The following is an 11,226-nucleotide window of genomic DNA, read 5'->3' as shown; positions in this document are numbered from 1 at the left end:
AAGCGAACAAAACACGGAGCACAGCAATTTTTGTTCGATTGGGAGGAGAGCTGGCGTTTTATTGTCTAAACCGACGCTATATTTTTTGGACTAAAACATAAAAAGATTGTACATCGCAAAAAGCTCACATATAAGGATGACTTGCTTTTTTATATGGGGTAAAAGCGGAAGGCATAGGAAGTAACCTCGACCGGGATGACGAAATGAAATGATTGAAAAGTTGACGGATACGATCATCCAGATCACCCGAGAAAAACAGCGTTAGCTCACTTCTCTTTTACCTTGTTTTTGTTTTCATTTTTCTTATAAGGAAATATTTATTTAGGGGGAGATACACCCCTTTTTTGTTGTTCAGAGTTTGTAGCATCCTAATGTTTAAGAGAGCGAAGATGGAGTTTGTGATGTTTTAATTGAAATTGGCTTGGTTACATTAGGGGTAAAAGGAGGTTTTTTGATGGGAACGGTTTCGGTCACAGGTGCAATTGTCATCATCACCGGTTGGTTTGCCCTCGTTGAATTTGATCATTTTTCCGAGACGGAACGGAAAAAGATCTTACAAAAAATAAAAAGAAGTCCCGCTCTCATCATGGTGATCTCTTTCATGCCTCTAGGTATTCTTATCAACTTGATAGGAACTGCAATTGGACTACTGTCGATGATCATGATTGGCGCAACACTCATCTTTTTACAAGGAATCATCGTATCGCTTTTGTTTTGGAAACGGAAACGTTGGAAAAGTATTTTGCTCCTTGCGGTAATTGTAATATTAGGAAGTTTCATGTATATTCCATTGTTCATTTAGTGAAGAAAAAGAGCACAGGGCCTGGCATTACCCTGTGCTCAAAAATTAGGAGGATGCTATTGAGAACTACTTTATACATGGTACGCAGTCTTATCAGAATGACTTTTCAACGCCTATTCAAATGATTACCATTGACGTCATTTTCTTAGTTGAAGATAAATTCAAAATTTTCACGCTTCATTCGGTCTGTTCACACACGTTTCATGCTGATTTCCGTGATAGATCTAGCTTGTCGTCATTGTAGTCACATATCCCCTTTTTTCCTTAGAGAAAAATAGCAGGCTTTGGTAAAAAAAGTTTACTTAAGGAAAGATTATCATTTTGAACGCTTCCTGTCAATTCATTCCATGAATCTTCTAAAAAGGTTTTTATCGGCTTCCCTTTCATGATCCTTGTAAAATTTGCAAGCAGACTTGGCGTCATATCAAGTGTTCCTTTCAACTTGCCTCTTTCCATTCGACGTGGCAGTTTCCTTGTGTCCCTTTTCCCTCGACAAAAATACTTTGAATGGCACGGCTTGTTGTGATAGTCATCGTTCCTGCTTCGTTTTCTAAAAAAATTGTTTCGAGTACGTCTTGTATATGGATGCGCATGGTTCCTTGTGTAACTTGTACGTCGTAATAAAGCGTATATGTTTTCCCTTTTTCGAGCATAAAATTGTGATGATACCCCCCGCTAAAATAACGGTATGTGAGTCGGAGTTTTTTGGCAGTAAAAACATGTCGAAAGAAAATACGAAGAGGTAACTTTTGAATCACATGAAACTTGTATAACAGAAATAAAACGAGTAATCCAAATGCCAATTGGAGCAACGTTTCCATTATTTATTCCCCCTGTGTTTCATCGTACGATAAATAGGGCATAACATTTGTAATTGTCTCTTTTTTATCGTTGGCTAGGATGATAGTGATGTTGAGCTTATCTTCCCTAGAAAAAGCCAGGGAAGGTGGCATCTTCTGTCAAGAAGAGATAAAAAATTTTAAAAATAGATGAAAAAAGCCCCTTAGTAATGTTATGATAATTTTATTGTTCTGTCATTGTTTCAAAAGTCCTTACGAAGGTGGAAACAATGTTAAATCAACGTGGCAGAGAGAAACAGAGGGTTCTCTGCAACGCAAAGAAAGAATATATTTGGAGGACGTTAGAGATGTCATCAACTAAAACATCAATAAATATTGTAGCGGTGGGATTTATGTTATTTGCCTTGTTTTTTGGAGCGGGAAATCTTATCTTTCCTCCAATGTTAGGACAATTATCTGGCGAAAATGTTTTTTCTGCCAATCTTGGTTTTATTGTGACAGGGGTCGGACTGCCAATTTTAGCTGTTTTGGCACTAGCTTATTCGGGGAAAAATGATTTGCAGTCTCTAGCAAGTCGTGTTCACCCCTTTTATGGAATCTTTTTTACTGTGGCACTGTATTTAACGATCGGACCATTTTTTGCGATTCCACGGACGAATACCGTTGCTTTTGAAATTGGTGTGGTACCGTTTATCGGGGAAGCCAATGCAACGCTTTCGTTACTGTTATTTACGATTGTGTTTTTTGGAGTGACGTTATTTTTCTCGTTACAGGCACAAAGAATTGTCGACATTGTCGGAAAAATGTTAACGCCTGTATTGCTTATTGCCATGCTCATATTAATTGTTGCATTTTTTCTCAATCCGATTGGAGAAGCTCAACCTCCGACGGAAGACTATGCCCAATATAGCTTTTTTGTAGGCTTCCAGGAAGGTTATTTAACGATGGACGCCCTTGCTGCATTCGTTTTTGGAATTATTGTGATCAATATCATTAAAGATGCCGGTGCAAAAACAAAAAGAGAGATTATGAGTCTGGGCTGGAAAATCGCAGTAATTGCAGGGATTCTGCTCGCTTTTATTTATTCTTCTTTAGCTTATTTAGGGGCAGGAGGAGTTGAAGAATTAGGATATTTGGATAATGGAGGAGCGATTCTTTCTGCTGCGTCCAATTTTTATTTTGGTCATTTCGGGAGCATTATTCTTGGAATCATTGTCGTTTTCGCATGTTTAACGACCAGTATTGGATTGATTACTTCTTGTGCATCTTATTTTACTAAACTAATACCGAGTCTGTCTTATAATAAATGGGCTGTCGTTTTTACGCTCGTTAGTGCGGTGATTGCTAACTTCGGATTAAATGCCATCATTGAATTTTCTGTTCCGGTGCTATCTGCTTTATACCCACTCGCAATGGCGTTACTCGTGCTTACTTTCTTACACCCGCTTTATCAAGGAAGAAAAGAAGTGTATCAATTTAGTATTTTATTGACACTTATTGTTAGTGTTTTGGACGGATTAAACGCCGCAGGGATAAACATTGAGGCGCTGAATAACTTATTTACGACCATTTTACCTTGGTACACCATTGGACTCGGTTGGATTGTCCCTATGCTTGTCGGTGGAGTCATTGGATTTATCATTTCTATATTCAAAACCCCTCGTCACCAACCAATGGTTTAAGAAGTAAAAGGAGAGCCACTACAATTTGTACTGTAGCGGCTCTTTTTTCCTCATTTAGATAAGATATGGGAAGGAAAGGAGCATTTCCGAAAATGACGTTAGTTGTAAATCATGTGAAAAAACGGTTTGGAAAACATATGGCGGTTGATGGAATTACACTCACAGTGAATAAAGGGGAGATGTTTGGACTGTTGGGAGCGAATGGAGCAGGAAAAACAACAACCTTTCGTATGATTCTTGGGTTGCTTGAACCAACAGAAGGGGTCATCACTTGGGAAAATCACCCACTCTCTTATCGACGAACCAATCTGATTGGCTACCTTCCCGAAGAAAGAGGGCTGTATCCAAAACTTACCGTCAAAGAACAGCTTCTCTATTTAATGAGTTTAAAAGGAATGTCCAAGGCGGCAATTCTTCGGGCGCTCAGAGAATGGCTCGACCGGTTTGATATTCGTGATTATGAAAATAAAAAAATTGAAGAATTATCAAAAGGAAACCAACAAAAAATTCAATTTATCGCAAGTGTCCTTCATCAACCGGAACTGCTAATATTAGATGAACCGTTTAGTGGGCTGGATCCAGTCAATATGGAAATGCTAAAAGAAGCAGTCCTTGATCTTCATGAGGCAGGAACAACGATTGTGTTTTCCAGTCATCAAATGGGAAATGTCGAAGAACTGTGTGAAGATTTGATTATCTTAAAAAAGGGAAAAGCAGTATTACAAGGGAATTTAAGGGAAATTAAACGTTCTTACGGATTGAAAAAGGTGATTATTCATTCAGACAACGATTTATCTTATTTACAGTCCGTACCAGGAGTGATACATGTCGAAAAAGTAAAAGATGGTGCGATTGTCCGGATGGAAAAGGAAGAAGTGGCAGAAGCGGTTTTTGATGCCATTGCAAACAAAGGATTTGTTCGTCATTTTGAAGTGGTAGAACCGTCATTGCACGATATTTTTGTCGATAAAGCAGGAGGAGAGGACGATGCATAACTTCTGGGTGACTGTAAAGCATACGATTCGACAGCGTTTATTATCAAAATCCTTTCTTTGGTCCACTATCATCATGATGTTGCTGATTATTGGTTTTATCAATGCCGATCAGATTTTATCTTTTTTTTCAGGGGAAGAAAATCGAGAAGGCGGTTCCATCGTGGCCGTTGTGGATGATACTGGTCAGGACGAAGAAATAATCACGATGTTGCTTGAAAATAAAAGTGAAACCGTTCATTACCATCATTATAACGAAGGGGATGTGGAAGACGCTTTACAAGAAGCTAGTGACGGAGCCTTTGACTTTGTTTTATCGTTATCAGGCGATTCCACCTCATTAGAAGCGACATTTTTTAGCGACAGTAGTGATTACAACATGAACGAGATCGTGAATCAAGATGTGCAACGAGTGAAAGAGGCTGTCGTGACGAAGGAACTGGACTTAAATGAAGAGGAATTGGCAATGATACACGCTCCTGTTTCTTTTCAAATCGAGACGCTCACAGAAGACGGAAAAGTGCAAACGGAAGAATCCCGTATGCAAGCTTATTGGATGGTATACGGCCTTGTTTTTGCAATATATCTCATCGTATTATCCTTTGGAACAATTATTGCGACAGAAGTAGCTACGGAAAAATCTTCTCGCGTCATGGAACTAATTGTATCCAGTATCAATCCAATCGTACAAATGTTCGGTAAATTAGTCGGGATAGGAATAGTTGGCGTCATTAATTTGCTTTCCCTGTTTGTTGCTGGCATGATAGGATTTACTTTGAATGATACGGACGTCTTTCAATTTTTTACTCGTGGATCGCTTGATATCTCCCTATTGTGGTACGCTCTTTTATTTATCGTACTCGGTTACTTTGTCTACGGCGGGGTAGCGGCAATGTTAGGCGCTCTTGTCAGTCGAGCGGAAGAGGTGAATCAAGCGCTTCAACCGTTAATATTTCTTGCGATGATTGCTTTTTTCATCGCTATCTTCGGATTAAATACACCAGACAGTATGATGATTCAAGTGTTGTCCTACATTCCATTTTTCACTCCGCAACTGTTATTTCTGCGCATCGGCATGGGGACCGTTCCGATGTGGGAAATGGTAGTGATTATTGGAATATTAGTACTCAGTGCGATTGCCATTAATATTTTAGCCGCTCGTGTTTATAAAGGTGGCGTATTGATGTATGGTAAATTTTCATTGAAAGATGGAATTAAACGGGCATTGACGCTCGCTAAAAAAGAAAGTTAAGAGTATTTCGATGTGGAAGGTTGTGTGCTTTTTGTTTGAAAAGATCTGTTTTGGTGGAATAGAAGATGAGAAAACGCTACCCCGCCATTGTGACCTACTTTCGATTGTCGAAAATAAATCAGTATGCGAAAAGGAGGCTCTTCTATCATGATGACCGATTCATTGGAAGAGTCGAAGGATGAACAATGGATGCAACATGCCATTCAAGAAGCAAGAAAAGCAGAACGGATGGGAGAAGTTCCAATCGGTGCAGTTATTATCTATAATGAGGAAATTATTGGTCGTGGCTACAACCAACGAGAGACTAAACAAAGCGCACTTTTACATGCGGAAATGGTAGCGATTCAAGAAGCATGTCAATGGATGAAAAGTTGGCGATTGGAACATTGTACGTTATATGTCACTCTCGAACCGTGTCCGATGTGCGCCGGGGCAATTGTGCAATCACGGATTCCTCGTGTTGTTTACGGAGCAGCAGACAAAAAAGCAGGATGTGCCGGTACACTCATGAATTTACTGGAAGAGGAACGCTTTAATCATCAGGCAGAGGTGAAGAAGGGGGTTCTTGAATCGGAATGTGCGTCTTTATTACAAACGTTTTTTAAACAATTACGAGAAAAGAAAAAGAGGTCAAATGATTGATTGGATTCTTCCCGGTAACCGTGATATATTACTGGAGGTATGTTAAAACAGGAGGGAAAACGTTGGGGACAAAGCAATTTTCTACGGAGACAGCACAAAAGCTTGCTGAAAAGTTACAAATGCCAATGGAATATATTGCTGAAACACCACCGGAAGTGATGTTAGAAAAAATATCACAATTAGAAGAAAAAGAACAAAACTTGATGGCGACCATAGACAAACGTAAAGAAAAATAATTTGCTTTTATTCATTAAAAAAGTTATACTGAATAATGCGCGTCTATATAAGACGCCTAAATATGTTATCAAATTTGCCGTGCTAGGTGGGGAGGTAGCGGTGCCCTGTACCCGCAATCCGCTATAGCGGGACTGAATGCCTTTTTGAGGTATTGTTTCCGTGAGGTCTGCCCCTTGTAAGTGGTGTTGACGCCCGGGTTCTGCGCAACGGGAATCCGTGAACCCTGTCAGGTCCGGAAGGAAGCAGCAGTAAGCGGAACCTTCCGTGTGCCGCAGAGTAGCCTGGGTCTAGCTAACTGCTTGGGTAACGCTTATGGAAACATTATCGAGAAAAGGTGCACGGCTTTTCTTATGTGAATATGTAAAAGATGGAGACAGGGACAAAACTTCAGTAATCAAAAGAGAGGTGCTTGCCAAAAACTTGGTGAGTCTCTCTTTTTTTTCATTGAATCTGAATAGGAGTGGTCGTAAGAGGGTTGAAATTGGAAATAAAGCGCTTTTCTGCTTCATGCGACGAATGACACGTTCAAAAAGAAGATGAATCGCCCCATGAACGTTTCATGCAACGCTTCATTTTGTAAAACACCGGTTAAAGGGTCGTATGAAAGCTAAATTGGAAGAAATGATGATAAAAACAGATCGCAACATGTTTCATACGATCTTTTATTACGAGATCGATGCAATGAATGGTCGTATAAAAGATCCATACGACGAAATATCACACAAAATTCCTACCGAATGGTCTCATGACGTGTTTACAAATGGGGAATCTCGTTTCAGAGAAGCCTCGATTGGGTGCTTACGGTGCATTCGGCCGTCCTGCTTATTATCGACGTACATCATATGATAGATATAGAATCATTGGAGGCTCATTTATACTTCTTGTGCATGCGTTTCTGGTGGAAAACTTAAAGAAATATACCGCCAGAAACGATATAACCCAATCATAGCAGAAAAACCGACAAGAATGATTTCAAGCACTAACATTTGCTTGGAGCCATTCTTTTTTCGTTAGTTATGCCCCAGCTTCTTTTTATTTTTTCTTGAAGTAGCTGTATCTTCCTCGGACTCATCCATTCAGATATCAAGGTGACCTTTTACCCTATCTTCTCAGGTTCACAATTGAGGAGGAAAAAGGTATAATGAAAGAATGATGAATGATGAAGAAAGGGGTTCGAGGGTGAGTTACAAAGCGTTGTATCGGGTGTGGCGTCCCCAAAAATTAGAGGATATTAGCGGTCAAACGCATATTACGAAAACACTTCAAAACGCGTTAGTACAAGAAAAATTTTCTCATGCGTACTTGTTCACCGGTCCTAGAGGAACTGGGAAAACGAGTGCGGCAAAAATTATTGCACGGGCCATTAACTGTGAAAAAGCCCCGGTTCGCGAGCCTTGTAACGAATGTCGTGCTTGCCGAGGGATTCTAGATGGAACTGTCGTTGACGTCGTAGAAATGGACGCGGCCTCTAACAACGGGGTAGATGAAATCAGATACATACGCGACAACGTAATGGCTGCCCCTCGAGATCTCCGTTACAAAGTGTACATTATTGACGAAGTGCACATGTTATCGACCGGTGCTTTTAACGCACTTTTAAAAACGCTTGAAGAACCTCCAAAGCATGCGATCTTTATTTTAGCAACGACCGAACCGCATAAAATTCCTTTGACAATTGTGTCTCGCTGTCAACGTTTTGATTTTAAACGAATTTCTCCATCGGATTTAGTGGCAAGAATGACATATATTTTGGAAAGGGAAGGCTGGAAAGCGGAAGAAGAAGCGCTTCACCTTATCGCTCGCACAGCGGAAGGCGGTATGCGGGATGCATTAAGTTTACTTGACCAAGCCATTTCTTTTGCGGAAGAAACGATTACAGTAGACGATGTATTAGCGATTACCGGAACAGTATCTGAGCGTTTTTTGCGCAAGGTGGCCACTGCCTTAAAAGAGCGGGATAGTGTATCAGCCATCACCTTTGTTCATGAAGCGATTCAAAATGGAAAAGATCCCCTTCAATTTATAGAAGATTTAATGTATTATTTTCGTGACGTTTTACTTTACAAAACCTCTCCGTCATTGGATAAAGTGTTTCATCGCGCAACCAACGATGAGGATTTTCAGCAATTTGCCGAAGAAATAGAAGAAGCATGGGTGTACGAAGTGATTCATGCATTGAATCAGTATCAGCAACAAATGAAAACAACGCCGCACAGAAAAGTATTTCTAGAAATGGCTTTTATTCATATTTGCAAACAGGAAAAATCACCTTCTTCCCAAGTGGTGGAAGCATTAGAGCGGAAAATAGAACAATTAGAAAAGAAATTATTAGCCCAAAACGATGCTCCTTCTTCCCCAACTACGGCAGATCGAGCTCGTGCCAAACCGGAAAAAACAGCACGCGCACGTCCAACGCAAGCCCCCGTATTGCGTGAGGAAAAAGCACGACTACAAGGGTTGTTGGACGAAGCATCAAAACAAGATTTAGAGTGGATTGTCGAGCGTTGGAATCAAATTCGTCAAGAAGTGAAGAAAAAAAGTGTGCCTGCCCATGCATGGTTGAGTGATTCCCAACCTGTCGTATCAGACGGAAAAAGAGTGTTACTAGCCTTTCAAAACGACATGCATCGCAACATGGTAGAGAAGAAATTTCGCCCACTCATTCAAGAAGCGATGACCGTTGTCTGCGGTCAGCCAGTAGAATTTTTAACGACATTGGCACCGCACTGGGAAAAATTGAAACAAGCGTATAAAGAGCGTCACGCATCCGATGACACCCCGAGAGAAGAAAGCGATCCAGTCGTGGAGGAGGCGGTAAAGCTGTTCGGTTCAGAAATTGTGGAAGTGATTGAAGATAAATAATCCTTTGACGTATCTTCTATCCATACTAATTAATGAGGAGGATTTCCAAATGAGAAACATGGGTAATATGATGAAGCAGATGCAAAAAATGCAAAAACAAATGCAAAAAGCACAAGAAGAATTAAAAGAAAAAACAGTAGAAGCAACCTCTGGTGGCGGTGCGGTGAAAGTAACAGCGACAGGAGATAAACGAATTGTCGATATTGAAATTGATGAAGATGTGGTTGATCCGGATGATGTGGAAATGCTGCAAGACTTAGTACTTGCTGCAACGAATGAAGCGTTAAAACAAGTAGATGAATTGGTGGAAAAGGACCTTGGAAAATTTACTAAAGGATTGAATATACCTGGAATGTTTTAGAAGGAGGTTACTGTGCAGTACCCAGCACCGATAGCGAAACTGATGGAAGGTTTTATGAAATTGCCGGGAATCGGCCCGAAAACAGCGAGCCGCCTGGCTTTTTACGTGTTAGAAATGAAAGAAGATGACGTGTTGGAATTCGCTCGTTCCCTCGTTCATGCGAAAAGAGATTTAATGTATTGTTCTCAGTGTCACCATATTACAGATGTAGATCCTTGCCGGATTTGTGAAGATACATCTCGAGATCAGACGGTTATATGTGTCGTTCAAGATGCAAAAGATGTCATCGCAATGGAAAAGATGAGAGAATATAACGGTTTATATCATGTCCTTCATGGTGCCATTTCACCGATGGATGGAATCGGTCCGGAAGACATTTATGTTGCAGAACTTATCAAGCGTCTGCAAGAAAATGAAAATATTCAAGAAGTTATCATTGCAACGAATTCAACGATTGAAGGGGAAGCAACGGCCATGTATATTTCTCGTTTGATGAAGCCAACAGGTATTAAAACAACAAGAATTGCCCATGGTCTACCTATTGGCGGGGACTTAGAATATGCAGATGAAGTGACATTATCCAAAGCCTTGGAAGGTCGACGAGAAATTTAGGAGCAAAACGCAATGTTTTTTCGCAAAAAATCGATTCAAAAGAAAGAAAATAAAAGACTCGTCTATATGGTGCAACGAGCAAAAGAAGAGTTAGATTGTTACGAAGAACTGATGAATCAAAGCATTGAACCAACGTTGGATGTGATTGCAGAATTAAAAAAAAGACGAGCAAAATATATTTTTCTATTAAAAGAAGCGCGTCATCGACAAATAAATGGATTTAAAGAACAGAACGAAAGAGACTTCCTTTCCTGAGAAAATCAATCTTGGAAAGGAAGTCTTTTATTTTTCTTTTAAAGAATGATCAGACAAGCTTGGTCATATATATGAATACAACATAATGACAAGTAACAAGGAGGATCGCAATGAGTCCATTTTTTTACTTTCTCATAGCAGGGATTATTATTTGTTTATTTATACTGTTTGGAGGGGTAAAGAAAGCTATACATTGGCTAACGATTCTCATAACCCGTTTTTTTATGGGGATCTTTGCTCTCTTTTTTATCAATGTTTTAGGAAGCCTTTTTGCATATCACCTTCCTATTAATTTATTTACGGCAATTGTTTCTGGATTATTAGGGATTCCAGGTGTCATCGTGCTCTTTTTAATTGATTATATTATTATTTGAAAAAAACATTGACTATGTCTCGAACATCTGTATAATAAAAATTCCGTGGTTAAATAACCACGCCATGAAAAAATATTTTTAAAAAACTATTGCATTTAATTTTTAAAAGTGATATATTAATAGATGTCGCTAAAAAATAGTTCATAAAACATTCATATTTTTCCATTGACTAAAATAAAAGCGATGTGTATAATATAATAAGTCGCTAAATACGTGTGACTAATTATTAAGTGTCCTTTGAAAATTGAATGAAAGTCAAGCGTCTGTCAATTTCTTCTTTTCATTAGAGGAATGAAGTATTTTAAAAAGAGCAAGATCAACTTTCATGGAGAGTTTGATCCTGGCTCAGGACGAA

Annotated in this window: 12 protein-coding genes and 1 other RNA gene; 12 read left to right on the top strand and 1 reads right to left on the bottom strand. The window is 39.5% G+C overall.

Going from position 1 to position 11,226, the window contains the following annotated elements; all coding sequences use genetic code 11:
* Positions 1–454 precede the first annotated feature (454 nt).
* The gene (locus tag GJS40_RS09675) at positions 455–802 is read left to right on the top strand and encodes a hypothetical protein (protein ID WP_270897675.1); all 348 of its coding nucleotides are present in this window, start codon (positions 455–457) and stop codon (positions 800–802) included.
* Positions 803–1,239: 437 nt separating this feature from the next.
* Here GJS40_RS09675 and GJS40_RS09670 read toward each other — a convergent pair whose 3' ends face one another.
* Positions 1,240–1,623, bottom strand: coding sequence for a hypothetical protein (locus tag GJS40_RS09670; RefSeq protein WP_270897674.1), 384 nt, complete (start codon positions 1,621–1,623; stop codon positions 1,240–1,242).
* 326 nt (positions 1,624–1,949) lie between these two features.
* Here GJS40_RS09670 and brnQ point away from each other — a divergent pair, with 326 nt between their 5' ends.
* From brnQ to GJS40_RS09615, 11 genes are all read left to right on the top strand, one after another.
* On the top strand, positions 1,950–3,284 hold the full coding sequence (gene brnQ / locus GJS40_RS09665; protein WP_270897673.1) for a branched-chain amino acid transport system II carrier protein: 1,335 nt from the start codon (positions 1,950–1,952) through the stop codon (positions 3,282–3,284).
* Positions 3,285–3,376: 92 nt separating this feature from the next.
* Complete coding sequence (locus GJS40_RS09660) at positions 3,377–4,279, top strand: ABC transporter ATP-binding protein (RefSeq protein ID WP_270897672.1); 903 nt, start codon at positions 3,377–3,379, stop codon at positions 4,277–4,279.
* On the top strand, positions 4,272–5,528 hold the full coding sequence (locus GJS40_RS09655) for an ABC transporter permease (protein WP_270897671.1): 1,257 nt from the start codon (positions 4,272–4,274) through the stop codon (positions 5,526–5,528). The genes GJS40_RS09660 and GJS40_RS09655 overlap by 8 nt, the downstream gene beginning before the upstream one ends.
* A 150-nt stretch (positions 5,529–5,678) precedes the next feature.
* Entirely contained in the window at positions 5,679–6,170 is a 492-nt protein-coding gene (gene tadA / locus GJS40_RS09650; protein ID WP_270897676.1) for a tRNA adenosine(34) deaminase TadA, read from the top strand.
* Between the two features lie 62 nt (positions 6,171–6,232).
* Complete coding sequence (locus GJS40_RS09645) at positions 6,233–6,406, top strand: YycC family protein (protein ID WP_270897670.1); 174 nt, start codon at positions 6,233–6,235, stop codon at positions 6,404–6,406.
* 77 nt (positions 6,407–6,483) lie between these two features.
* Positions 6,484–6,749: signal recognition particle sRNA large type (gene ffs, locus GJS40_RS09640), an RNA gene on the top strand.
* A gap of 837 nt (positions 6,750–7,586) precedes the next feature.
* Positions 7,587–9,269 carry a DNA polymerase III subunit gamma/tau gene (gene dnaX, locus GJS40_RS09635; protein WP_270897669.1) on the top strand — a complete coding sequence of 561 codons (1,683 nt, stop codon included), beginning with the start codon at positions 7,587–7,589 and terminating at the stop codon, positions 9,267–9,269.
* 49 nt (positions 9,270–9,318) lie between these two features.
* Entirely contained in the window at positions 9,319–9,630 is a 312-nt protein-coding gene (locus GJS40_RS09630) for a YbaB/EbfC family nucleoid-associated protein (protein WP_270897668.1), read from the top strand.
* 12 nt (positions 9,631–9,642) lie between these two features.
* Positions 9,643–10,242 carry a recombination mediator RecR gene (gene recR / locus GJS40_RS09625; RefSeq protein ID WP_270897667.1) on the top strand — a complete coding sequence of 200 codons (600 nt, stop codon included), beginning with the start codon at positions 9,643–9,645 and terminating at the stop codon, positions 10,240–10,242.
* 12 nt (positions 10,243–10,254) lie between these two features.
* Positions 10,255–10,497, top strand: coding sequence for a YaaL family protein (locus GJS40_RS09620; RefSeq protein WP_270897666.1), 243 nt, complete (start codon positions 10,255–10,257; stop codon positions 10,495–10,497).
* Between the two features lie 110 nt (positions 10,498–10,607).
* Positions 10,608–10,871, top strand: a complete 264-nt coding sequence (locus tag GJS40_RS09615) for a pro-sigmaK processing inhibitor BofA family protein (protein ID WP_270897665.1) — start codon at positions 10,608–10,610, stop codon at positions 10,869–10,871.
* Positions 10,872–11,226 lie beyond the last annotated feature (355 nt).

The sequence above is a fragment of the Aliibacillus thermotolerans genome, assembly GCF_027853235.1.
GTDB lineage: Bacteria > Bacillota > Bacilli > Bacillales > Marinococcaceae > Aliibacillus > Aliibacillus thermotolerans.
This window is presented reverse-complemented; position numbering and strand designations above follow the sequence as displayed.

What these genes read in the sequence shown, in the direction of transcription:
- GJS40_RS09675 (WP_270897675.1), top strand. Translation starts at nt 455, where the DNA reads ATGGGAACGGTTTCGGTCACAGGTGCAATTGTCATCATCACCGGTTGG.
- GJS40_RS09670 (WP_270897674.1), bottom strand. Translation starts at nt 1,623, where the DNA reads ATGGAAACGTTGCTCCAATTGGCATTTGGATTACTCGTTTTATTTCTG.
- brnQ (WP_270897673.1), top strand. Translation starts at nt 1,950, where the DNA reads ATGTCATCAACTAAAACATCAATAAATATTGTAGCGGTGGGATTTATG.
- GJS40_RS09660 (WP_270897672.1), top strand. Translation starts at nt 3,377, where the DNA reads ATGACGTTAGTTGTAAATCATGTGAAAAAACGGTTTGGAAAACATATG.
- GJS40_RS09655 (WP_270897671.1), top strand. Translation starts at nt 4,272, where the DNA reads ATGCATAACTTCTGGGTGACTGTAAAGCATACGATTCGACAGCGTTTA.
- tadA (WP_270897676.1), top strand. Translation starts at nt 5,679, where the DNA reads ATGACCGATTCATTGGAAGAGTCGAAGGATGAACAATGGATGCAACAT.
- GJS40_RS09630 (WP_270897668.1), top strand. Translation starts at nt 9,319, where the DNA reads ATGAGAAACATGGGTAATATGATGAAGCAGATGCAAAAAATGCAAAAA.
- GJS40_RS09620 (WP_270897666.1), top strand. Translation starts at nt 10,255, where the DNA reads ATGTTTTTTCGCAAAAAATCGATTCAAAAGAAAGAAAATAAAAGACTC.
- GJS40_RS09615 (WP_270897665.1), top strand. Translation starts at nt 10,608, where the DNA reads ATGAGTCCATTTTTTTACTTTCTCATAGCAGGGATTATTATTTGTTTA.